General features: G+C 38.1%; 19 protein-coding genes. 2 read left to right on the forward strand and 17 right to left on the reverse strand.

Annotated features, from left to right (window positions below; translation table 11 throughout):
• Positions 1-398: 398 nt before the first annotated feature.
• From AAA923_RS08465 to AAA923_RS08490, 6 genes are all read right to left on the reverse strand, one after another.
• On the reverse strand, positions 399-2465 hold the full coding sequence (locus tag AAA923_RS08465; protein WP_338216323.1) for an LTA synthase family protein: 2067 nt from the start codon (positions 2463-2465) through the stop codon (positions 399-401).
• Positions 2465-3508 carry a lysylphosphatidylglycerol synthase transmembrane domain-containing protein gene (locus AAA923_RS08470; protein ID WP_338216324.1) on the reverse strand — a complete coding sequence of 348 codons (1044 nt, stop codon included), beginning with the start codon at positions 3506-3508 and terminating at the stop codon, positions 2465-2467. Before AAA923_RS08470 ends, AAA923_RS08465 begins: the two co-directional genes overlap by 1 nt.
• Positions 3508-4542, reverse strand: a complete 1035-nt coding sequence (locus AAA923_RS08475; protein WP_338216326.1) for a glycosyltransferase family 4 protein — start codon at positions 4540-4542, stop codon at positions 3508-3510. Before AAA923_RS08475 ends, AAA923_RS08470 begins: the two co-directional genes overlap by 1 nt.
• On the reverse strand, positions 4535-5734 hold the full coding sequence (locus AAA923_RS08480) for a glycosyltransferase family 4 protein (RefSeq protein ID WP_338216327.1): 1200 nt from the start codon (positions 5732-5734) through the stop codon (positions 4535-4537). The genes AAA923_RS08475 and AAA923_RS08480 overlap by 8 nt, the downstream gene beginning before the upstream one ends.
• A gap of 79 nt (positions 5735-5813) precedes the next feature.
• A complete protein-coding gene (locus AAA923_RS08485; RefSeq protein WP_338216329.1) occupies positions 5814-6308 on the reverse strand; it encodes a QueT transporter family protein in 495 nt (164 codons plus the stop codon).
• A gap of 433 nt (positions 6309-6741) precedes the next feature.
• On the reverse strand, positions 6742-7386 hold the full coding sequence (locus AAA923_RS08490) for a deoxynucleoside kinase (RefSeq protein ID WP_041501772.1): 645 nt from the start codon (positions 7384-7386) through the stop codon (positions 6742-6744).
• A gap of 260 nt (positions 7387-7646) precedes the next feature.
• On the opposite strand from AAA923_RS08490, the gene AAA923_RS08495 reads away from it, so the two are divergent.
• Together AAA923_RS08495 and AAA923_RS08500 are read left to right on the forward strand one after the other, a co-directional pair.
• The gene (locus tag AAA923_RS08495; RefSeq protein ID WP_338216331.1) at positions 7647-7835 is read left to right on the forward strand and encodes a hypothetical protein; all 189 of its coding nucleotides are present in this window, start codon (positions 7647-7649) and stop codon (positions 7833-7835) included.
• A 138-nt stretch (positions 7836-7973) separates the two neighbouring features.
• Positions 7974-9965 (forward strand): SpaA isopeptide-forming pilin-related protein, encoded by a 1992-nt coding sequence (locus tag AAA923_RS08500; protein ID WP_338216333.1) that lies wholly within the window; start codon positions 7974-7976, stop codon positions 9963-9965.
• 52 nt (positions 9966-10017) lie between these two features.
• Here the strand turns inward: AAA923_RS08500 and AAA923_RS08505 are convergent, their stop codons facing one another.
• The 11 genes from AAA923_RS08505 to AAA923_RS08555 all read right to left on the reverse strand — a co-directional run bounded on the left by AAA923_RS08505 (position 10018) and on the right by AAA923_RS08555 (position 24700).
• Positions 10018-11826, reverse strand: coding sequence for a DUF2207 domain-containing protein (locus AAA923_RS08505; RefSeq protein ID WP_338216335.1), 1809 nt, complete (start codon positions 11824-11826; stop codon positions 10018-10020).
• Positions 11827-11993: 167 nt separating this feature from the next.
• The gene (locus tag AAA923_RS08510) at positions 11994-13793 is read right to left on the reverse strand and encodes a DUF2207 family protein (RefSeq protein WP_338216337.1); all 1800 of its coding nucleotides are present in this window, start codon (positions 13791-13793) and stop codon (positions 11994-11996) included.
• A gap of 292 nt (positions 13794-14085) precedes the next feature.
• On the reverse strand, positions 14086-14556 hold the full coding sequence (gene smpB / locus AAA923_RS08515; protein WP_338216339.1) for an SsrA-binding protein SmpB: 471 nt from the start codon (positions 14554-14556) through the stop codon (positions 14086-14088).
• A 5-nt stretch (positions 14557-14561) separates the two neighbouring features.
• Positions 14562-16892, reverse strand: coding sequence for a ribonuclease R (gene rnr, locus AAA923_RS08520; protein WP_338216340.1), 2331 nt, complete (start codon positions 16890-16892; stop codon positions 14562-14564).
• Between the two features lie 8 nt (positions 16893-16900).
• Positions 16901-17638, reverse strand: a complete 738-nt coding sequence (locus tag AAA923_RS08525) for an alpha/beta hydrolase (protein ID WP_338216341.1) — start codon at positions 17636-17638, stop codon at positions 16901-16903.
• Positions 17639-17696: 58 nt separating this feature from the next.
• On the reverse strand, positions 17697-17933 hold the full coding sequence (gene secG / locus AAA923_RS08530) for a preprotein translocase subunit SecG (protein ID WP_041501751.1): 237 nt from the start codon (positions 17931-17933) through the stop codon (positions 17697-17699).
• A 76-nt stretch (positions 17934-18009) separates the two neighbouring features.
• A complete protein-coding gene (locus tag AAA923_RS08535) occupies positions 18010-19551 on the reverse strand; it encodes a ClC family H(+)/Cl(-) exchange transporter (protein ID WP_338216342.1) in 1542 nt (513 codons plus the stop codon).
• Positions 19552-19566: 15 nt separating this feature from the next.
• Positions 19567-20625, reverse strand: a complete 1059-nt coding sequence (locus AAA923_RS08540; RefSeq protein WP_338216343.1) for an oxidoreductase — start codon at positions 20623-20625, stop codon at positions 19567-19569.
• 702 nt (positions 20626-21327) lie between these two features.
• Positions 21328-22629, reverse strand: a complete 1302-nt coding sequence (gene eno / locus AAA923_RS08545; RefSeq protein WP_338216345.1) for a phosphopyruvate hydratase — start codon at positions 22627-22629, stop codon at positions 21328-21330.
• Positions 22630-22713: 84 nt separating this feature from the next.
• Complete coding sequence (tpiA, locus tag AAA923_RS08550; RefSeq protein WP_338216347.1) at positions 22714-23466, reverse strand: triose-phosphate isomerase; 753 nt, start codon at positions 23464-23466, stop codon at positions 22714-22716.
• 19 nt (positions 23467-23485) lie between these two features.
• Positions 23486-24700 carry a phosphoglycerate kinase gene (locus tag AAA923_RS08555; protein ID WP_338216348.1) on the reverse strand — a complete coding sequence of 405 codons (1215 nt, stop codon included), beginning with the start codon at positions 24698-24700 and terminating at the stop codon, positions 23486-23488.
• Between the last annotated feature and the right edge of the window lie 8 nt (positions 24701-24708).

Below are 24708 nucleotides of genomic sequence, written 5' to 3' on the forward strand. Positions count from 1 at the left end.
TTCTAACAATCTATCAAACAAATGATAAATTGTTAGGAGTCATCTAACAGACAACTTAATTATCATATCGAAGTTACAAGACCAAGTCAAGAACTTTTTTAAAATAATTAATGACGTTTGGAAAAGCTGTTAAGCTTGAATCCGTTGACGCCGTTGTCATCTGTCGCAACAACAAGATATATATTACCAATTAGATTAAGTGTGCGCAACCCTTTTTTACAAAAAAGTTGAATTTTTTTCAAAAGATTAATCATATCTGCTGTTAAACACTATCTTACTACCTATTAACGGACTCTGTCCATACAAAAAATGGCTCCAGCAATCCAAAATCGGATTACTGGAGCCATTTTTCCTAATGCTCGAAAGCTGACCATGTTCTGTCACACTCTCGCTTCTATTTACTTGTCAGAGCTCAATTCAGGTGCATCTGTTTGATAGAGATCAACCATCGACTTATTGTCATTCTGAGCCAATAGACTAGTCCCCTTCTCTTTCTGCGCCTTCTTGAGTTCTTTCAAGGCAGTACTCTTCTTATATGAGTAGTCTTTCTTATTAACAGTTGTAAATCCAGGTAGCTTATGGAATCTCAAGAGATCCCCGTTGATAACACGATCTGACAACGATAATTCTGTTGTTACACGGTTAGATAGTTTCTCTTTCTCTTCTTTAGAAATCTTCTTATCCACTTTACCTGTCTTGGTATTATAGTAAGTTCCCCCGACCTTCGATACCGTTGGCGAGACGAAGTTACCATTTCTAAATGCCACAACTTGCGAGTGCTCACTGGATAAGAGATCACTACCAAATTGAATCATATTCTTATTATCGATACCTAATAGGTTCAATAGTGTAGGAAGAACATCAATTTCACCACCATAAGTATGGTTGATTCCACCTTTTAGTCCATCCATATGAATCATAAATGGAACACGTTGATATTGAGCATCATTGAATTCATTGAATCCTTTAATACCTGTCAACTTAGCCATGGCTTTCTTATGGTTATTAGAAATACCGTAGTGATCACCATATAGTACAACCATACTGTTCTTATCTAGGCCAGTCTCTTTCAACCATGCCATAAATTCACCGATAGATTGATCCAAGTAATGTGCTGTTTGGACATAGCCATCAACAGTCTTATCACCGGTATCGGTCTTATCGATTGATTGATTCTTCTTATCCAGAGTATATGGATAGTGGTTAGTAACGGTAATTAGTTTTGCATAGAATGGTTGTGGCAATTGTTCGATATATTGCGTAGAATCACGCATGAAAATCTTATCCTTCATACCATAACCAACGTTATAATTCTTCTTCTCTTTATAATAGTTAGAACTGAAGAAATAATTATATCCCCATGACTTATAAGCATTATCACGGTTCCAGAAACTTGGAACATCCCCATGGAATGAAGCAGACGTATAGCCGGCTTCTTGATCCAAAATAGCTGGAGCAGCTTGGAAGGTATTTGTCGTACCATCGGTAACCATGGCTGAACCTTCTGGCAATCCAAAGAGTGAGTTTTCAAGCATCAATTCCGCATCGGCAGTTTTACCTTGTCCAACTTGGTTAAAGAAGTTGTCAAAACTCAAGGTATCGTCTTCATGATAAATCTTGTTCAAGTTAGGAGTTACCTCTTCACCATCCCACTTATAGTCAATCATGAATTGTTGCAAACTTTCCAAATGAATAATAAAGACATTCTTACCCTTAGCAACTCCTGTGTATTCCACATTAGGCTGAACGTGATTGTCTTTCATATACTTTTCAATCGAATTAATATCTGAACTCTTAGCTTGTGACTTAACAGCATTTGTCTTCGTTGTTTTCACCATATCGTACACATTAAAGACATTTAGTCCCAAATACTTAACGATATAGTTATTATCAAAGGTTCTTGTCAAAAGTTGTGAACGGTCACTTTCAGCTAAAGTTAGATTAGCACCAAATAACAAGACGGCTAATGAACTGATCAGAACTGGAATACGCCAGTTGAGACGTTTAATATCCATCTTGATGACATGAAAAGCCAGTAATAATATCAGAATAATCACATCAGCAAAGACTAAGAAGTCAGTTGGCTTCAAGATACCTAAGATACTCTTACCTAGGTTATTTGTAACCGAGCCGGAACCCTTAATCAAAACCATCGTCAAGAAATCTGAGAATTCACGATAATACAAGATGTTTGAGAATAACCAGACGGTATCCAAGAAATCAATTATCAATAGGAAAATGTAGGACTTTCTTCCCTTCATATACAATGAGATACCAAACAGCAATAACATGACTGGAATCGGATTGATAATCATCAAGAAAGTTTGAATCGAACCCTTAACGCCTAAGTTAAACTTAGTTTCATAAGCATAGATAGTTTTAAGAGTGTATAGAAATACAGCTAGGATTACAAAACCCAGCCTAGTATTCAAGAAATTAGAAATACCTTTAGTAATACGCTTCATTATTTTCGCTCCATAGATTTATTAGCAACTTGTTGTTCAATTTTCGGTTTCTTCGAAACAGCAATAATCCCTAAGAACATCCCCAAATAATACGTAATAAATCTCCATAAAAACATACCCAAGATCAATCCTGAAGGAGAAGGTATAAATCCAGCAAACAATGTCTTGAAACTGAATTCTGCCCCACCTGATCCACCAGGGATTGGGAAAATTGAGACAATCATAACGATCATAATATGCATCACTAAAACATCAACGATGTTGACATGATCGCAATTTAATGCCAGTAAAACAAAGTAGACTACGAAGTAATATAGAAATAGCTGCACGATAGTTAGTAGTGAAGCTTTGATAACTTTCTTCTTCTCACGCTTCAAAACTAAGCTCTCTTTATAGAAGCTATCGATATAATTCGTAGCTGACTGTAAAATTCTATCACGTTTTTCCGATTTAAGAAAAAATAAAACCGGTTTCAAAACAATTTGTACCATTTTTTTTGTGAAATCATAGTAATACATGATCATCAGCAAGAAAGATATGGTGACAACGTGAATGACCATCCCAAAAACAATCAAGGTCGCTAAACCAGAAAAATGCTTAGCGACACTGTTGAAACTAACTAACATTGCGACAATGAAGTTAACTAAAACCATTGCTTGGTAGATAACGAATTTCATCAATAACACGGAACTAGCCCGCCCACCATCGATTTTTGATTGCATTAAACCGAGTAATTGTGCAGGTTGTCCACCAGATGAAAATGGCGTTATCGCGTTAAACAAAGCTTGGAGTAAAGGAATCCGGTACATTTCCCACCAGCCAAACTTGCGGTCTTCTTTCTTTTTTAAGAGCGTATGCAAAACTAAGGCTTCAACGCCATACGATAGCATAATTGATAAGAATGCCACCGCTAGCCAGAAGTAGTTCAAACTCTTAAAAGTTGAAACTAAAGAACTGAAGTTGATTTTTCTAGCTTCCCACCAGAAAATACCAACACCCAATCCAATCATTACAAAAAGTGCAGCAATTTGTTTTCTACTCATTATTTGTCCTGTTGTGCAATATTATATTGACTCGTATAGAAATCATACCAAATTTTACTCAAATTTTCTTCTGAGTATTGTGTACTTGCTTCTTTAGACTTCTTCTTGAAATCATCCAAAATTGAACGATCATGATTAGCCTTGTTGATGAATGCATTCATATCTGCAAAGCCATCAGCTTTTTGATAATAGCCATCGATAATAACACGGTACAAATCCAAATCTCTCAGGAGAACGGGTGCACCACAACTAAAGGCTTCCAAAACTGACATTGGGAACAATTCATCATATGAAGGCAATAAGAATAAATTACAGATATTATAGTAGTTTACTAAATCATTTCTATCAACTATCCCTGTAAACTTCATATTGCTTGGAGCATTTTCAATCATATCCTTGTATCGGTCGTAACCATCAGTGATCTTACCAAATGAAAAGCCACCAGCCCAGATAAATTGAATATCTGGATTAGTCTGTGCCAACTTGTAGAAATCATCGACACCTTTACGCTCTTGAACTTGTCCATCACCAAAAACTACGAATTTATCGGCTGGAATTCCCAACTTTTTACGAAAATCAGCTTTTTCTTCAGCAGTCTTCTCATAGAAATTCTCAGTAGAAACAAAGTTAGGAATATATTTGATTTTGTCACGATCCAAACCATGGGCAACTAACTTGTCGATAAATGTTGGATTAACAACGACAATCTGATCCATGCGTTTGTAAAAACTGATGACATATTTATAAAAAACACTCTTAGCTGGTTCAGGCAATTTAATGCTACCTTCCAGTGTTTCGGGTAAGAAGTGGACATAACCAATCTTACGACCACGTTTTTTAGAAAAAGTCGACAAGTAAAATTGTGGGTCAATTGTGTGATAGTGGCTCAGATCACTGGCATGATAATCATTTATCTTCACGTCGAATTCATCACTAAAGTGATCTTTCAACAAGCCAATCAATTCTTTATAAGCACTACCAACCCCTTGGCCGGCTACTTTATCTGCAGATGAAAACATATTAATCTTAATCATTCGAATACTCCTCTGGATCAATTGATGAATCTGAAAGTTTCTCTCTTATAAAGTAATCTTCAGCTCGACGGTAGAAGTCAAGAATCGCATTACCAAATCCATCAGATGAAATACCATAAAGCACCTTTTGACGAGCTTCACGGTCATCAAACGAATTAGGGTGATCGAGATACGTCTTGATTTTAGGTACTAGCTGGTCATCTTCGTTGAATGTTACACCAACTGAAGGATCAGTCAACAAGGCATCAGTATATGGTGCGCTTCTAACAATAATCTTTGTTCCAGATGCAATCGCTTCAATATAAGTCAAACCTTGTGATTCAGTATCACTGGAAGATACGAAAATATTTGCCATGTGATAATAAGGTGAAATCTGATCATGTTCTACTTCACCGGTAAAGATAACATTGTCGCTGATACCAAGGTCCTTACTCATTTGGACTAGTTCATCCATATCAGGACCATCACCAACAATCACTAACATAATCTTAGGATTGTATTTCAAAAGTGCCGGCATCGACTTCAACATATGGTCAATTTTCTTTTCCAAAGCAATCCGACTCAACATCAAAATAACCGGCGTATCGTCAGCAAGTCCTAATTTCTCACGTAAATTAGATACATTAACTGGCTTAGTATACTCGGACAAATCAACACCAGTTGGAATAATCGAAATTGGTGTCTTGATGTCATAACGATCCATTGTTTCCTTAACTTGCACACTTGGAGCAACTACTCCCGAAGCGTTCTTTAAAAATAAACGAGTTACTTGCTTAACATGATATGGCTTCAATAAATGACCATTCAAAACATAATGCAAATAATCTTCATACATTGTGTGATATGTGTGAACAAATGGAATCTTCAACTGTTTGGCAACAAACTTCCCAATCATTCCCAAAGAAAACTCAGTTTGTGTATGGATAATATCCAATTTTAATTCTTTTGCTAAATCAACCGCATGAAACATCCCGCGGATAGCAATTCTTCTATCGGTGAATGAGATAAAAGGCACACTAGCTAAACGAAAGATGTTTGGTTCAACTGTGTTCTTCGGCACATTAGGATCAGTCGTAGTAAAAATATAAACTGAGTGACCTTTGCGCTCCAAGTCATTTTTCAATGTCTGGATTGATGTTGCTACCCCACTCACTTGGGGGAAGTATGTATCGGTAAAAATTCCGATATTCATATAAACACATCTCCTCACAATACTCTATAGAGTTGATTATAACAAAAAAATGGAGGAATCACTTCCCCCATCCTTCGTCTTATCTTATTAATTTGCTGAAATTTTTGTTTTCCATTAAGAAATAGAACACAACGGCTCCGATAGCAACAACGACAAGTTCACCAAAGCCAACAGTTACTAGATTCAACCAGAATGGCAACTTCAAAACGAAGTGCAACTCTGCGCCGACAATAATACCGTTAACCACGGCACAAACGACCGGTACAGTCCACAGTAAGCTATTACGTGCGGGAATTCTAGTAATGATGAAACAGGCAACCGCTGTTGCTAAAGTTCCTAAGACGATATCGTACATCCCTAATTGGGCACTGAAAAGATTTGAAATGAAACATCCGGCAATCAAAGACCAACTATACTTATGATTGAAAAATGGCAATAACATTAAAATCTCCGAAACACGGAATTGAATTTGGCCATATGAAAAGGCGGAAATCCCTGGTGCAATCGTGATTGCAACGTAAAGTGCTGCAATCAACGCCAATTGGGTGATATCTCTTGTTTTTAAATTACTCAAAGTAAAACCTCCACTGTTTTAATTAATAGCAGGTTACCAGTGCAAACTGCCTCTAATAGGTTATCTTATTTTTCCTTTGGTCGCAAGTGAAGGCCGTCTACATGGATGAGAATATTAACCTGCTGTGCGGACCGGCCCGAGCCACAGTGCGGTCTCGAACCTCGGTTTGCAGCCTTACCAAAGACCGGTAAGTCTCCAAACTCGCCCGGTGGTGTAATTGCTAAAGCAATAACGGCACACCCACAGCTGGTTAATATTCTCATCCATTCCGACTAATTTATTTGATATTTATTTGAACTCCATAAAACTAAATATTTAAAATAAATTATTATTGGCAACACATTACTCAAATATAAAATATCAGCGAAACGAAAAAAGCCACCACAGGAAAATTAACTTCCTGTAGTGACTTATTATTTAAAATTCTTAATTATTAATCTAATGTTCCACGTTGACGTAATTGTTCGTCAATCATATCGAGAACTTTTTGACGATCTTCTGGATTTTCAACGAAATCGTATTTGTCGCCGTCAAGTTTCATCTTTGGACTGTAATCATAGTCATCATACCAGCCGTCATAACGGTCAAGTAATTGGTGATAGTATTCTGGAAGTGTTGGATCTTGTTCTGGTTGTTCGTATGAACGGCCACGTTTTTCAATACGGTGGATCATTGTGTCGTATGAAATATCTAAGTGTACCAACAAGTCTGGAGCTTTTTTAGCTGCGGCATATGGTAATTCTTGCATCATGTTGTCGAGCAATTCATCATAAACTTTAACTTCTTGTGGAGTAGCTCTTCCCATATCAGCATTCATATGGAAAAATAGTGAATCTTCATAGATAGAACGGTCCAAAACATTGTTATCTTGTACCATAGCTTTCTTGATTGATTCAAAACGTTTGTTCAAGAAGTAAATTTGTAGCAAGAATGCATACTTCTTTGGGTCCTTATAAAATAGTGGCAAAACTGGATTGTTATCAACCTGTTCATAGAAAGCCTCTGTTCCTAAATGTTCTGATAACAATTTTGCCAATGAACTCTTACCGGCTCCGATTGCGCCGCTCAATACGATCATCATTATTCTCCTCCATACCTCAATTTATTCTCTATTTGTAAAAAAACAACATTCATAATAATATCACTTCTATGCTAGATATTGTACCAATTTTCATAATTTCACAATATATGGTAGCAGTTTCAAACTAGAAACTTCCTATTAATAGGCTTTGCAAAAGAAAATTAATTTATTAATAATTTGTTTCGACTTACCCTTTTTTCTATAACTCATTCATTCTATAATTAAAATTGTATTTAAATAGAAAGGGGAAAATATTCATGGGGAAAAAATTACGCAATTTTCTTGTTGGTTTTGTAGCTGCCCTAGGATTAGTTATTTTGGCTTTTAGTAGCCAGACTACTACTCAAGCTGCAACTAACTATACTACTGATGATTTACTCACTGGTATGTCAATTGAACAAAAGAATTACGGTACTGGTGGCGACATTAACTTAACTCTAGATTAGAGTTCAAAGGGGCTAGAAAATGACCTTGTTAATGGTGATACTTGGAAAATCGACTTACCTGATACCATAAAGGTCAGAGAAGATGGAGAACAATTCCCAATTTATGATGACAATGGAGATGCTCTTGGTACAGCAACTTTGAAAGTTGACGAAAATGGTAAGAGCTATATCCTAGTAACCTTCGACAATGTCGATGGTAAAACTGATTATGAAGGCTCATTAAATATTAAAAAGGGAATTGGTCCTGGACCAGGTGCTTCACTTGGTAATAATGATGTCAATATTGGTAATAATCACTCAGACAATATGACAGTAACAAAACCAGATGCTGACTTCTCAAAGAAAGGTACTTTGGGAACTGATGCAGACGGTAATCATATCATCACTTGGTCAATACTTGTAAACAGAAATAGTGAAACGTTTAATAAATTAACAATACATGAGTCCATACAAGCTGGACAAGAATACGTTCCTGGATCCTTAGCTGTCTACACGGCTGCTTGGAAACCTGATAATCCTGGTTATTATACTAAGAGTAAAAATCCAATATCAGGTTACACAGTAACACCTAATGAATCTGAAATAACTACTGACTTTGTTATTTCTCAACTTCCAGATCCTAATCAATTCTATGTCGTTACTTTCCAGACAAAGATAAGTGAAAAAGATGCAACTTCTGGTGATAAAATCAGAAACGATGCTCACTTTACTTGGAGTGATGGTTCAGGAGATAATGGCGGACTTAACACAGGTGACGCCTCGGCTAGTGTTTCTGGTGGTTCAAACTCCGGTAATGGTAATGGAGTTGACATCAAAGGTGGCGTTGTTCTAACAAAGCTAAACGCTAATGACGATGATGAAAATTCTCCTATTGCGGGTGCAGTCTATACTCTTTATAAGGAAGACGGCACTATCGTTAAGGAAGGTTTAACAACTGATGACAAAGGACAAATTTCAGTTGATAACCTTGAAAAAGGAAATTATTATTTCTTGGAGACAACTCCTCCAGCTGGTTTTGAACCAAATGGTAATCAAGTTCCATTTACTATTTCAGGTAAATCTTCTGAAGCTGTTTCTGTAACCACAAAAGATGAACCTGAAACTGATATCGACGCTGACAAAGAAGGTTCAATTGTCCTTATGAAGAAGGATGATACAACTGACTATCGTTTAGCCGGAGCTGAGTATACAGTAAAAGATTCTGATGGAAATGTTGTTGGAACCATTACAACAGATTCTATGGGTATCGGACATTTGTACAATCTCAAACAAGGTACTTATACAATTCAAGAAACTAAAGCACCTGCAGGTTATCTAGAATCAAATGAAATACAAACAGTTACAATAGGACCTGATGACTTAACGCCAGCGCTTATTACTTTTGAAAATGAAAAAGATGAAGACCTTATTTTCGATGATTCTTATGAAGTAAATCTTCAAAAATTCGATCGTCATGACATGAAAACTGGTGTGCCAGGTGCTACATATGCATTGTATAGTACCGATGATAACAAAAATCCAATAGGTACATACGTTACAGATAAAGACGGTTTGATTAAAGTTGATGGTTTAAAACCTGGTGACTATTACTTTATTGAAACTATTCCCCCTACTGGGTACGAAATAAATAATGATCCGATTAACTTTACAATTGAATCAGGACAACAAAACACCTTAACACATGAAACATCTGACCCTCGTACTGAAGGTAACGGTGGTGACGGTGGCACTGACCCCGACATTGACGACAAAGATGATGAAGACGAGGACGACAATGGTGGTAACACCACAGACCCCGACATTGACGACAAAGATGACGAAGACGAGGACGACAATGGTGGTAACACCACAGATCCTGATGTTGACGAAAACGGCAATGAAAATAACGGTGGTAACGAAGACGGCAATAATGGTGGTGGCATCGTTGTTGATCCAGAAAACCCTGGTTCAAACAACAATGGCAACAACAATAATGGCGGAGTAATTACTAACCCTGGCAACAACTCAAACAGTAATAGCAATTCTAACGGTACACTTCCTCAAACAGGTGCTAAATCTGGAATTGCAGTAAGCTTGCTTGGTTTAGTTGTTCTACTAGGCACTGTTTACTTCAAACGTCGTCACGCTTAATTTGACGCAAAATAGACTGAGAAAAATTCTCAGTCTATTTTTTTACACTTTTTTAGAAAGCCCCACCACCGGAGCCGCCACCAAAACCACCTGATGACCCTCCAGAGAATCCACCTGAACCTCCAGAAATGCTTGATGAACTACCATTGCCACCAGTAATAGCATTACCGAACGAAGCTTGGAATCCTGACGAACTGGAGTTGATGAAACTGTGTGCTCCAATATAGTATGGAATTACCATAGAATTGTCTAATTGCTCCGCACTGAAGTTAATCTTCAAAGCCTTAATAACTTTATCCGATACGCCAAAAACGACTGCATAAGGCAAGAATTGCTCCCAGAGAATCAAATCTCCAACTTCTGCCATCTTGATATCGTCGATATCTTTTAGCATCCGTTTAAAGGCACGAATCTGATTAACCTCTATCTCACCCAAATCAGTATATGGCGTAACCTTTTTCCTAGCTATCGCATAAATAATCCATGCAACGGCTATTGCCATCATCATTAATATCGTTGAAATAATAACGTTGCGGTCAAAAATAATAGTAATTATCCACATCATAAAAATAATAATAGTTGTTGAAGTAGCAGCTAATTGAAAATCTTTAACAATATTCAAATTTTCAATATCGAGATACTTGTCTCGACCCTTAGCTGCAGCTTTGGACCACTTTTCAAAGTTCTTACTTAACTTACGACTGCTACGACGATTACCCTTAGTTGATCGTTTGATCTGCTTCAAACTAACTTTCGTACCATCGCCAATCTCTTCAATTAAATATTTGAAAAATGGATTAGTTGTCGGAACTAAGGCAGTGATTTCATAACTACGTTTCACCTTGTCAATCTTCATCCGCCGTTGCCCCACTTCAACAAGCAAGTCAGCCGTTAATGAAAGACTGTCAGCTTTATCCGTTCGATTCAAAATCACTTTGGTAAAACTAGGCAAAAAGTCCGGTTCATCGAAGAAATGATGTAATGGTGTTGGAATAACATGTTTATTGCCTGGATGCTTGCGAAACCCATAGAAACGAACAATGTAAATCAACAGGACAACTAATGTACCAAAACCAATTAATGCCCGATAAATTAACTTCTTACGGCGACGACTGGCGTTAGCATTCAATACCAATTGCTTTTCTTGCGCCAGAACCTTAGCCTTATGTTTCTTATTAACAATATTCTGATTAGTTGCTGTCACACTAGTTGGGAAAATCATATGAGTTTCTACCATTTCATGTGGAGGTAACTTAGCCAATTTCATAACAACTTGACCCTTTTCATGACTGACATTAGTGTAGCCATCGGAAGGTCCATGCGTCCAAGCCTGTAATTTGGCAACATTGGACTGCGGCAAATTAACGGTCAATACAACGTTATGCAAGGCTTTATCCCAACCGCCACCAATCATTTTCCAATTCAGCTCAGCCGTATCGCTATAGTTGGTAACAGCCCCAAGCAAGCGATACTTGTAAATAAATGTTAAATTACGATTCTTAACCGAATGATAAACTTTCATTCGCATGTAATCTTTAGTCTTAGTGACCTTAAAAGTATTCTCTTGGCCTGCATCGCCTTGTGTCAAAGGAGTGATTTGTTGACCATCTTGAACTGAAATCTGTGGTGCTGTGGCATCCTTGATTCCCTCGATATTCTGGTCATAATAAACGCCATGAAAATCACCTTCGAATTTATAATCAATTCTTTGGGTCAGTTCAATATCACCGTTCTTTTGAATATCAGCCTGTGCGTGATATTTTTCAATTTGATAGTCACCATCGGCTTTAACTGTTGTAGTGATGTTAAAAGCACAGACGATTCCTAGCAAAGTGAAAAGCAATCCCCATATTTTTCTCATTTGTACCCCTCAGTCTTTAGTAGACATATTTTATCATGATTTTAGTGTAAAGAAAAAGGCATCAACAATCTTGGATGTGATTGTTGACGCCTTTGGTTTATCTGAGTTTATATAGGCAGTGGCTCTAAAACGAGCTACACAAGGGCAACTCCCTCCGCTTTTCATACCTAAAACGCACCACCAGATCCTCCACCGAATCCTCCAGAAGCACCACCGGAAAAACCGCCTGATCCACCAGTAATGCTGGCAGAACCACTGGCTCCAATTGCACCGGCAAAGGAATTTTGAAATCCAGTTCCGCTGGCTGCTCCGAATGCTGTACTGAAGCCTATGTAATTAACTAGAACAGCTGATTGTCCCAATTGTTCAGGGGTAAAGTTAACTCTCAATGCCTTGATTACTTTCTCAGAAATACCGAAAGCAATGGCATATGGAATGAACTGTTCCCACAAAATAATATCACCTACTTCAGCCATCTTGATATCGTCGATATCCTCAAGCATCCGTTTAAAGGCACGGATCTGGTTAACGGCTATTTCACCTTTGTCAGTATAAGGAGTGATTTTTCTACTCATCAAATAATAAATTCCCCAAACTGATAAAGCTAGAATGGCTAGAATAATTCCCGGCCACAACATTGGTCTGTTAAAGAGCAATGTAATGACAAACATAATGGCCGCAATTATATCAGTCGAAATAGCTGCCAACCTGAATCCACTGACAATATCTATATTATGCAAATCCAAATATTGTTCTCGATTCTTAGCTGCATTTGAAGCCCAATCATCGAAATTCTTGGTAACTCGTTGCTTACCATCGAAGTCCTGAGCTTCATGTCTAATTTCTCGCAATGTAACTTTCTTTCCATCGCCAATGTCATTGATCATATACTTGAAAAAGTCATTAGTCGGCGGTACCAAAGCAGTAATTTCAAATGTCGTACCAACTTTTTCTATTTTCATTCGACGGTGACCAACCTCATTCATCATATCAGCCGTCAATGATGCCGTATCACCATCATGTAATCGTTCCAAAATCACCTTACTAAAACTAGGTAAAAATTCTGGAGCATCAAAACTGTGATACAACGGCGTTGGAATTTGATGTTTAGTACCAGGTCGCTTACGCATTGTAACGTATTTATAGAGGTAAATTCCCAAAATAACTAAAATTCCAAAAACCATCAATGACCAATAAATTCCAGTTTGCTTTTGACGCGTCTGATTAGCTTGAATAGCCAACTGCTTTTCTTCGGCACGAACTTTTTGTTTCATATTCTTATTAACAACATACTTATTATCGGCAGTAACCGATACTGGGAAAAGCATGCGTGTCTCAATCATTTCATCACTAGGTAATTCAGGCACAGTAATAACAACACGTCCCTTTTTACGATCCACTTGATTATGACCAGTTAAAGGACCATGTGACCACGCTTGTAACTGAGGAATATTCTGTTGTGGCAAGTTAACCGTAACTTTGACATTACTCAAAATGTTGTCCCAACCATAAAGAATCCGCCAATTCAAAACAGCCGTATCATTGTAATTTCTGACTAAACCTTTGAGAGTATATTTATAAATAAAAGAGGCATCCCCAGTTGACATCTCATGGTAAACCTTTAATCCCAACTTTTTATCGGTTTTCGTAATCTTAAAAGTATTATTAGCCCCACTATTCGACTCACGAATTGGTAAAGTTTGAAAGCCAGTATCAACGTAAACCTTCGGCTGAGTGACATCTTTAACACCGTTCAAACTTTGATTATAGAAAACTCCGTGAAAGTCACCTTCAAAATGATAATTCAAACGTTGCGTCAATTCGACATCACCGTTTTTCTCCACGTTAGCTTCAATATTATATTTTTTAATCTGATATTTACTCGAAGCTGAAACATTGGTCGAAGTCACTTGAAAAGCTAAAATAATCCCTAAAAAAGCTAGGACAAAAGTCCATATTTTTTTCATTATTTCCCCCGCTAGAACTGATTATATTAATTTTATCATAATCAGGATTTTTTAAACTTAAGTTAAACAGTTTTATAAGAACTTTCTTGGTTCACTATCTCCAATTTTTAGATATAGAGTTTATGCTGAATTCAACAATATATATAACACCGAAGTAATTAAATGAAAAAACATTGAACTTACATTTATTAAGAATATCTTCGCCTGATTAAATTATTATCTCAGCTCTGGAAACGGCATCCTTCAATAAACCCTCAAAAAAAGTGCAAAAAAAAGCGATCATCGCTTTTAATTAATACGCATTTTTCATAACACGTCTAATTTCTCGCTCTTGATCACGTTTTTTAATTGTTTCACGTTTATCGTATTGTCTCTTACCTTCAGCCACGCCAATCAATACCTTAGCAAACCCGTGCTTCAAGTAAACTTTCAAAGGCACTACAGTGATACCTTTTTCTTGAACACTTCCAGAAATCTTACGAATCTCCTTTTTATGCAAAAGTAACTTTCGGTTACGCAATGGATCATGGTTGAATTGGTTGCCTTGATTGTAAATGCCGATATTAACATTCTCTAACCAAAGTTCACCATTTCTCGCTTGGACAAATCCATCCTTGATATTAATCTTGCTGGCACGAACTGATTTAATCTCAGTCCCTGTCAAAGAAATCCCGGCTTCATATGTTTCTAAAATATTATAATCATGACGAGCTTTACGATTATTAGCTACTTCATTAGCAGCTTTTGTATGATGTTTCTTCAAAAGAATCACCGACTTTCGTATTTACCACGTCTCTTATGGCTATTCTTATCACCATGGTTTTTATTATTATCATTGTGGCGACCATGACCACCACGTCCGCGTCCATGTTGCATTGAACGTTTCTTCTTAAATTCTGCTTCACGCTTATCTGCTTGTTCTTGTTCTTCTGGAGTCAAGACACGCTCAAAGTCAATTTGACGATGTTCAACGTCGGCTCTGATAAGCTTAACCTTAATCGGTTCACCAACTCTAAAGGTCTTACCAGTTCCACGGCCATGCATTGACATACTCTTTTCATCATATTCATAGAAGTCATCCTTCATGTTTGAAATATGAATCAAACCTTCAACGGTATTATCCAATTGAATGAACATCCCAAAACTAGTTACAGAACTAACAACAGCATCGAAAGTATTTCCAACTTGGTCAGCCATGTATTCAGTCTTCTTCAAATCGTCAACAGCACGTTCAGCGTTAATAGAAATTCTTTCACGACCAGATGTGTGTTCAGCGATATCTTTAAGCTTGTTGCCCCACTTAGTTTGTTCCTCGTCAGTAAAGCCGTTTTCAGCATAACTGTGAATCATACGGTGAACTGTCAAATCAGGGTAACGTCTGATTGGAGATGTAAAGTGAGTATAGTACTTAGCAGCTAAACCAAAGTGACCTAGGGGTTCGTCAGAATATCTAGCTTGTTGTAAACTTCTCAACAACATAATTGTAACAACCTGTTCTTCAGGAGTACCAACAACACTTGCCAAAACGTTTTGGAACATCTTAGGAGTAATTTCTTTCAAATTACCCTTAACTTGCACACCCATAGCAGCAGCAAATTCAAAGAAGTTCTTAACCTTTTCTTCATCAGGCTTTTCGTGGACACGATATAAGAAAGGAACATGTTTAACATTGTAGTGTTCAGCAACTGTTTCATTAGCAGCCAACATGAATGATTCGATCATCTTTTCAGATGTTCCACGTTCTCTTAACTTAATATCGATAGGCTTACCATTTTCATCAACGATAATTTGTGCTTCAGTTTCTTCAAAATCAATGGCACCACGTTCATGACGCTTGTTGAACAAAATTTCATGTAGTTCAGCCATTTCCTTTAGCATTGGTACAACTGGAGCGTATTCTTCAGTCAACTCTTCGTCGCCCTTAAGAATTTCGTTAACGTTGTTGTAAGTCATACGATACTTAGATCTGATAACACTAGGATAAATATCATGTTTAACAACATTACCCTCGTGGTCGATTTCCATTTCACATGTCAAAGCTAAACGGTCTTCACCAGGGTTCAATGAACAAATACCGTTTGACAATCTAAATGGCAACATAGGAATTACTCGGTCAACCAAGTAAGTACTTGTCCCACGACTATAAGCTTCTTCATCAAGTGGAGAACCTTCTTTAACATAGTGAGTAACATCGGCGATGTCGACTTCCAAATGATAGTTTCCGTTTGGCAACATATCTAGTCCAACGGCATCATCGAAATCCTTTGAGTCGTCCCCATCAATTGTGATAACCATGTTTTCAGTTAAATCTTTACGACCAACACGATCTGAATCTAAGACGTGATCAGGAACCTTTTCAGCTTCTTTCAACACTTCATTAGGGAATTCAGGGTTGATATCATTATCAACAACGATTGACATAATATCGACACCAGGGTCGTTCTTATTACCGATAACTTCTAGTGCTGTACCTTCCATACTTTGAGGGTGCTTAACATTAGGATATTCATCGATAGAAACTTGAACCATATCACCAATTTGTGGGTGTAGTCCCTTGTCAGAGATGAAAATCATATAAGAAGCAATCTTCTTTTCATGACTTTGAACATAACCGTAATGGCCAGTCTTTTCAACTTGAGCATCACTATAAGCGTGGAATTCACCAACAGCCTTAGTTAATGAACGTTCTTCAATCTCAATAATTTCTCCCTCTGGTCCCTTGTCGATCCAAGGATTTGAAGGTTTAGTAATCTTAACTTTAACGGTATCGCCATTAACAGCAAACATCGTATTAGTTCTGGCAATGAAAGCATCTGGGTCAACTTCGTCATATCTAACGAAACCGAATCCTTTATCATTACCCTTAAATGTTCCTTCAACGACAGTCTCTGGTGCGGCCATCTTGAATTCGTCTTTGTTGGTCAAAGTAATTTTACTTTCACCCTCTAAGACAGCTATAGCTTGAACAACGCGTTTGAAAGCTGATGCTCCATGCATTCTTAGCACGTCTTCAATCTGTTCAGACTTATAGCGGCGATCAGGATTGCTTCTGAAAACCTCTAATATATCTGCAATTAATTTATTATCTTTATCTGGCATTTCTATCCTCAATTATTTTCTAAAAATTTTAACACGTCACTCTCGAGTTGAGAATGTGCGTGGTTGATAGTTAAAACATGCCCTGCATTATATAAATGTAGCTGTGATGTTTTAACGTCCTTAGCTACTTCTGTTGCAACGGCCGGATTAACTAATTTATCGTTCGTACCTTGACCAATAAAATATGGTCGCTTTATTTCAGCTAATTGGTTTGTTACACCGACGGAAGTTTTTCTAATCTCAGTCAACTTAGCATCAATTTTGGAACTTACAATTCTCATTTTAGAATCAATTTCAATTTCTGTTAAGTCCTGTTGAACAGAATACACCTTTTTCGCATAAGTCAAAAAGGCTTCCTTGATTCCACGATATCCTGTACTACCTAATGGCGATCCGAAGACTCCGCCTCCAGAAACTTCAGGAATTTTCTCCAAAGCTTTCGTAGCGAAGATGGCACCGAGCGACAGTCCAAAGACATAGATTTGAGTCTTCTGTTGTTCCTGTAAAAATTGAATTGCTTCTTGAGTCTGTTGCCACCATTTTTCAGGCGAACCGAGTTCTAAAATATCCAACGGTTCAGCTGTTCCGTGTCCGGCAAACATTGGTGCATACGCCGAATAATTACTTCTTTCAAGAAAACGACCAAGTAGTCGCATATCATTGGAAGTACCTGAAAACGAGTGTAACAACAAGACTGCTGTCGATCCACTATCAAAATAGAATGGTTTGGGTCGTAATATTTTCATACTATTTTGCTCCTTATAACAAAAAACCTCCTGAGTAACTTTCAGGAGGATAAATTGCTTAGTGAGATGATAAGTATACTAGTATGAGTGAGAACACAAAGAACAATACTAGTAAAACGTAGGTAACCTTAACCATGAAGGCTTCAAAACCACGTTTCTTCTGGTTGCTGAATAGGTCCCCACCACCACCAGACAATGCATTCAAAGCATCTTGTTGCTTTGTTGGTTGCATTAACACGGCAATTACTATCAAAATGGATACGATTATCAACAATGTTTCGATAATGTTATACACCTGTAAAACCTCCGTTCATGGTGTTAAAAAAAGCTGAAATCACTCCTAAAACAATAACATAAATGGAGTCAAATTTCTAGTCCATTCCTTTAAACAAATTGTTTAGCTTTTCAGACACTTTAGCTCGTTGACCAGCATTGACCATGCAAATTAAACGGTCGCCAGCTTTGATTAAAGTATCGCCACGAGGTATCAATTGCCGTTCACCACGGTAAATTGAAACAACTAAAATATTTTTTGGAAAAGGAATATCTCGAATATATTTACCATCGATCGAACTACCTTCATAAATTGGAATCTCAAGTCGATCATTGAACTTGCTGACACGATTGAGATACGACGAATTGATATTAAGGCGTTCTTTCAAGGCTTCATAAATTGGAGCTCCGTTTAAGAGATCGACGACAATATACGCTACTAATGATATCACAGCTAGTGGCATTAAGTGTTTCAGTGAACCGACCATTTCTGTAACCAAGATAATAGCTGTAAATGGGGCCTTACTGATACATGCAAAGTAACCAGCCATCGCAAAGATAATCAAATTACTTTCAAAATACAGTGGCAACAAGCCCATTTGATGCATTGCAATCGCATAAAGTGCACCGATAATAGCACCTAAATTTAGAATTGGTAAGAAGATACCACCAGGCACTCCGGAACCGTAAGAAATCATTGAGTAGACAAAACGTATAACTAGCAATCCAGCCATTAATCCCAAACTAGGACCATAATTTTGCAAACTGACGATAATTTCATTACCACCACCGATAAATTGTGGCACCCACATTCCCAACGGAACAATCAAAATCAATGGAATAATACATTGAATGTAACGTGGCAAGCGAGTCCAATTGAATACTGCAGGCATTGCTAAGGTACAAACTTGATACAAACGTCCCATTAATCCAAGGATAATTCCTAAAATAACTAAATGCCAGTAATACTTAATTGGCAAACTAAATCGATATGGCACTTGTAAAACTGGTTGTAAACCAAACACATACAAGGCAATCACATTGGCACTGACAGCACTGGCCAAAGATGTGATCCATACTAATGGAGAAAAGTTATGATAAACTTCCTCCAAAACAAACATCGCTCCAGCAATTGGCGCACTAAAAGCTGCTGACAATCCAGCGGCTGCCCCACTAGCAATCAAAACTCGCTGATTAACTCCGACATTATCATGCGTTAAATCACCAACACCTTGACCAATAGCGGCACCTAACTGAATTGATGGACCTTCACGACCAAGAAATAATCCTGGTCCAATACTCAAAATCCCACCAACAAATTTGCGCCACAAAACTGACCACCAATGCATCTGCATTTCGCCGCCCAGTTGCGCTTCAACTTGGGGAATACCTGATCCTGAAATATCAGGTTCTTTTTTCAGTAAATAGCCAACAAACAGGGCAATGGCAATCATCAACACTACTAGACCAACGACTAATCCCACATTAGTTCTGGCCGCAATATATAGTCCTTGAAACACCCTCAAAGAATGTGCAATTGACCAACGGAACATACTGACTACTAAGCCGGAAAGAATCCCCACCAATATTCCTTCAGCCGTCAGTTTTAATTTTTCATTATCAGTGAACGCTAACTTCATTTTTCTCCCCTATAACTATAAATCTAATTTTGGAACATCATAAACAGATGGTGCCGGTTGATAGAAACCAGCCTCAAGTAACTCCATATCAGTCAAAATTTCTTCATCAGTTACTAAACGTGCTTTGTGATTAACCAAAGTATCGTAAACCGAATCGTAGTACAAACCATAATCCCCTAGTGGCGTCTTAATCTGTTTCTTGATCCAATCGCCATTAGAATTACGATATTTGGCAATACCATAATAAATTGGACTGTCTTCACCAAAACCAGGAGTACCAGGCATAATACCAGCTTTCAAATCATTTTCCTGTTGATCGGCACCATATTTAATGAAAGAACCATTCATTCCATGCACGATAAAACGTGGATAATCTTCGGCAACATCGGTGCTGACCTTAACTTTAACTTTCATCTGTGTACCATAATGCAAATCAACATCAAAGTAATTATCGACCGCATCAGGCACTTCAGTGTTACGTATATCATAAACCACTTTGTCAGGACGACCAAACAAAGCAACCATCCGGTCCATCAAATGAATCCCTAAGCCGTAAAATTCACCTTGTTCTTTAGTACCCTTGGCGTTAACGGTATTAGGACGGTAATAATCAATATGTGATTCAACCTCAACAATATCACCCAAAAATCCTTGGTCGATAACTTGCTTAGCAGCCAAATAATCACCATCGAAACGGCGGTTTTGATAAGGCATAACTAAAACATCGTTGTCCTTACCCAATTGAATCAATTCCTTGGCATGATCCAAAGTATCAACAAAAGGCTTTTCAACAATAACGGACTTCTTGGCCTCAATAACTTGTTTAGCTAAATCATAGTGTGTTTGTGCAGGGGTACAAATGGTTACCAAATCAATTTCTGGATCATTTAAAATATCGGCTAAATCATTGGTAAAGTTAACGCCCTTGTCGCGATAAGGCTTAGCAAGTTCTTCATTGACTGCCTTACGAGTGTAGACAGTTTTAACTTGGAAATTATCCCGGATATTAAGATAAGGCAAGTGGTAACGATTGGCTGATTTACCAAAACCAATAAATGCAATTTTTAAGGTCATATTCGTTTCCTCCAAATGTTTTGTTTCTATATTATTATTGTACATTAGTTGATTGAATGATGCCGCTTCCGGTTGACAGAGAATTTTTGCCTGCTGTGGGACCGGCTCGAGCCACAGTTCGGTCTCGACCCTCGATTTTGAGCCTTGCACAGCCCCGCAAGTCTCAAAATCGTCCTGTGGTGTAATGGCTAAAGCCATAACGCCACTTCCACTGCACGTGAAATTCTCTTTCAACTTCCAGCTAGGGTTACTGTTCCTTGGTTTGGAATTAATGGAACAAATGGATAATTAAATATCCCATCCGTACATATACTTTAGTTCCAAAAATTAAACCCACAATAAGGTTGCTACTTCAATATTAAACATTTAAATACAATTAGGATATTTTAGTTCGTATTTATACTCACTAATACAAATTTGGTTTAAAACTCTAGTTAATTAAAAATACCAGAGCCGAAGCTTGGCAGTAATGTAGCCTGCAGTGCAAGTGGTGTTAGGACTTTAATCCTTACTCCACTGACGTATTTTGAGATTCGCGTACCCTGCGAAGCTCAAAATTGAGACTCGAGTCGGTCACATCGCAGGCTAGCATTACTGCCAAGCTCCGGCGGCCATTTTTAAATAGCCAAGATTCTTAAACTTACTATTTTATTGTACAAAAAAAACAGCCCTAAGGCTGTTTAATTCATTACTTATTTGTAATTATTTCTTCAAGTTGTAGAAACTCTTTACACCTTTGTATTCAGCTTGGTCGCCAAGTTGATCTTCAATTCTCATCAATTGGTTGTACTTAGCAATACGGTCTGTACGGCTCATTGAACCAGTCTTGATTTGACCTGCGTTTGTAGCAACAACAAGGTCAGCAATTGTAGTATCTTCTGTTTCACCTGAACGGTGAGAAACAACGGCTGTAAATCCAGCTTCTTTAGCCATTTCGATAGCTTCGAATGTTTCTGTAAGTGTACCGATTTGGTTAAGCTTGATAAGGATTGAGTTTGAAACTCCCATTTCAATACCCTTCTTCAAGTAGTCTGTGTTTGTAACGAACAAGTCATCACCAACAAGTTGTACTTTCTTACCAAGTTTAGCAGTAACTTTTTGCCAGTCTTCCCATTCATTTTCATCGATAGGATCTTCGATTGTGATAACTGGGTACTTGTCAACGATACCAGCAAGCAAGTCGATAAATTCGTCTGTTGAAAGAACAGCACCGTTTTCGCCTTCACCCTTTAGTTCGTACTTGTGTGTTTCAGCATTGTAGAATTCTGATGAAGCACAGTCAAAACCAATAGCAACGTCTTCGCCAGGTTTGTAACCAGCCTTTTCAATAGCTTCAACCAAAATCTTGAAAGGAGCTTCGTTGTTTTCAAGGTCAGGAGCAAATCCACCTTCATCACCAACGGCTGTGTTCAAGCCACGGCTCTCAAGAACAGCTTTAAGTGAGTGGAATGTTTCTGAACCCATACGAACAGCTTCACGCATTGATTTTGCACCAACGGGAACGATCATGAATTCTTGGAAGTCAACGTTGTTGTCAGCATGCTTACCACCATTGATAACGTTCATCATAGGTGTTGGCATTACGTGAGCATTAGGACCACCAAGGTATTCGTACAATGGAAGACCTAATTCGTCAGCAGCAGCACGAGCAGCAGCTAGTGAAACACCAAGAATAGCGTTAGCACCAAGTTCACCCTTGTTAGGTGTACCATCTAAGTCGATCATTGCTTGGTCAATTGCACGTTGGTCAGTAGCATCCATGCCGATAACCTTTTTAGCAATCTTGTCGTTTACGTTAGCAACGGCTTTAAGAACACCCTTGCCACCAAAACGTGATTTGTCGCCATCACGTAATTCAACAGCTTCGTGTTCACCAGTTGAAGCACCTGATGGAACAAGTGCGCGGCCAAAGCCACCTAATTCAGTATATAGTTCAACTTCAACAGTTGGGTTACCACGTGAATCAAGAACTTCACGGCCTAAAACATCAGTAATTACAGACATATTTTAAAAATCTCCTTTATGATTTTATTACAAACTAATTTTAACCTTTTTAACGCTTAAAATAAATATCTAACAGCAAAGTTATTATTTATTGAAAGTTGCTAAAGCGATAAATGATTCTGGATCCATTGATGCACCACCAACAAGTCCACCATCAATATCTTCTTTAGCCATTAATTCTTTAACATTGGCTGGTTTAACAGAACCACCGTAAAGGATACGTACTTTGTCAGCAGTATCTGCATCGTAAAGACTAGCAACCTTTTCACGGATTACATGAACCATTTCTTGTGCTTGATCAGCAGAAGCAGTCTTACCAGTACCGATAGCCCAGATTGGTTCGTAAGCGATAACTGATTTAGCTAAATCATCAGCAGAAATGCCTTTAACAGCATTTTCGATTTGACCAGTAACCCAGTCTTCAGCCTTGCCAGCTTCACGTTGTTCTAGAGTTTCACCACAGCAGATGATAGGCAACATGTTGTTCTTCAAGATAGCGTGAGCTTTCTTGTTGATGTCTTCATCAGTTTCACCGAAGTATTGACGTCTTTCTGAGTGACCAATAATTACATAGTCGATACCCATTTCGTCAAGAGCCTTAGGTGAAGTTTCACCAGTAAATGCACCAGATTCTTCAAAGTATGAGTTTTCAGCAGCAGTCTTTAATGGTGTACCTTCGGCACCTGCAACAAGTGTTGTAAGGTCAATGGCTGGAGCACCAATAATAGTTTCTACGCCAGATTCTGGCAATTTACCTTTGATACCGTCTAAAAATTCTTGGGTTTCTTTAGGATTTTTGTTCATCTTCCAGTTACCCGCAATAATAGGTGTACGCATAAATATTTCTCCTTAATGACTATTTGTTTGTAATTGAATCGATACCAGGTAATGTCTTACCTTCTAGATATTCAAGTGAAGCACCACCACCAGTTGAGATGTGTGTTAGCTTATCAGCAATACCAAGACTCTTAGCAGCAGCAGTTGAATCACCACCACCAACGATAGTAATAGCATCTGACAAGTTACCCATAGCACGTCCAACTTCTAGAGTACCTTCAGCAAACTTGCTCATTTCGAATGCACCCATTGGTCCATTCCATACAACAGTCTTAGCACCCTTTAGAGTGTCTTGGAACAATTTAACTGTCTTAGGTCCGATATCAAGAGCCATTTCGTCATCAGGAATATCAACACCATCAGTAGTTGTTGCGTCAGCATCGTTTGAGAATTCTTTAGCAACAATGTGGTCTACAGGAAGTACGATCTTGTCGCCAGCTTTTTGAAGGAGGTCCTTAGCTAGGTCAACTTTATCTGCTTCGAATAGTGACTTACCAATCTTGTGGCCTTGTGCAGCTAAGAATGTATAAGCCATACCACCACCGATGATAATGTGGTCTGATTTTGGAATTAAGTTTTCAATAACACCGATCTTATCTGAAACCTTAGCACCACCAAGAATTGTTACGAATGGGTGTACAGGGTTAGCAACGGCGTTACCTAAGAACTTGATTTCCTTTTCCATCAAGAAACCAGCAGCAACGGGCTTGCCAGCAGCTTTCATAGCTGTTGAAATACCAACGTTTGAAGCATGGCTTCTGTGGGCTGTACCGAAAGCATCGTTGATAAATACGTCACCAAGTGATGCCCAGTATTCGCCAAGTTTAGGATCGTTCTTGCTTTCGCGTTTGCCGAAATCGTTGTCGATATCTTGGAAACGTGTGTTTTCCATAAGTAGAATTTCGCCGTCTTTTAATTCGTTAACAGCATCTTCAAGTTCTTTACCCTCGTTAACAGGTACGAACTTAACAGGCATTCCACTTAATTCTTGAAGTTTTGCAGCAACTGGCTTCAATGACAAAGCTTTCTTGTCTTCATCACTCTTAATACGACCCAAGTGAGATAGCAAGATAACCTTTCCACCATTTTCTGAAACATATTTGATTGTTGGGATAGCACCAACGATACGGTTTGTATCGCCGACAACACCATCTTTAATAGGAACGTTGAAATCTACACGCATCAAGACTTTTTTGCCTTTTACGTCAACGTCAGAAACAATAAGTTTAGCCATTGTAAATA

This window comes from Companilactobacillus muriivasis, from assembly GCF_036246245.1.
Lineage (GTDB): Bacteria > Bacillota > Bacilli > Lactobacillales > Lactobacillaceae > Companilactobacillus > Companilactobacillus muriivasis.

Bases quoted from the DNA above. Each gene is read 5' to 3' on its own strand.
- AAA923_RS08465 (WP_338216323.1), bottom strand. From the start codon at position 2,465: ATGAAGCGTATTACTAAAGGTATTTCTAATTTCTTGAATACTAGGCTG.
- AAA923_RS08470 (WP_338216324.1), bottom strand. From the start codon at position 3,508: ATGAGTAGAAAACAAATTGCTGCACTTTTTGTAATGATTGGATTGGGT.
- AAA923_RS08475 (WP_338216326.1), bottom strand. From the start codon at position 4,542: ATGATTAAGATTAATATGTTTTCATCTGCAGATAAAGTAGCCGGCCAA.
- AAA923_RS08480 (WP_338216327.1), bottom strand. From the start codon at position 5,734: ATGAATATCGGAATTTTTACCGATACATACTTCCCCCAAGTGAGTGGG.
- AAA923_RS08490 (WP_041501772.1), bottom strand. From the start codon at position 7,386: ATGATCGTATTGAGCGGCGCAATCGGAGCCGGTAAGAGTTCATTGGCA.
- AAA923_RS08495 (WP_338216331.1), top strand. From the start codon at position 7,647: ATGGGGAAAAAATTACGCAATTTTCTTGTTGGTTTTGTAGCTGCCCTA.
- AAA923_RS08505 (WP_338216335.1), bottom strand. From the start codon at position 11,826: ATGAGAAAAATATGGGGATTGCTTTTCACTTTGCTAGGAATCGTCTGT.
- AAA923_RS08510 (WP_338216337.1), bottom strand. From the start codon at position 13,793: ATGAAAAAAATATGGACTTTTGTCCTAGCTTTTTTAGGGATTATTTTA.
- rnr (WP_338216340.1), bottom strand. From the start codon at position 16,892: ATGCCAGATAAAGATAATAAATTAATTGCAGATATATTAGAGGTTTTC.
- AAA923_RS08525 (WP_338216341.1), bottom strand. From the start codon at position 17,638: ATGAAAATATTACGACCCAAACCATTCTATTTTGATAGTGGATCGACA.
- AAA923_RS08535 (WP_338216342.1), bottom strand. From the start codon at position 19,551: ATGAAGTTAGCGTTCACTGATAATGAAAAATTAAAACTGACGGCTGAA.
- AAA923_RS08540 (WP_338216343.1), bottom strand. From the start codon at position 20,625: ATGACCTTAAAAATTGCATTTATTGGTTTTGGTAAATCAGCCAATCGT.
- eno (WP_338216345.1), bottom strand. From the start codon at position 22,629: ATGTCTGTAATTACTGATGTTTTAGGCCGTGAAGTTCTTGATTCACGT.
- tpiA (WP_338216347.1), bottom strand. From the start codon at position 23,466: ATGCGTACACCTATTATTGCGGGTAACTGGAAGATGAACAAAAATCCT.
- AAA923_RS08555 (WP_338216348.1), bottom strand. From the start codon at position 24,700: ATGGCTAAACTTATTGTTTCTGACGTTGACGTAAAAGGCAAAAAAGTC.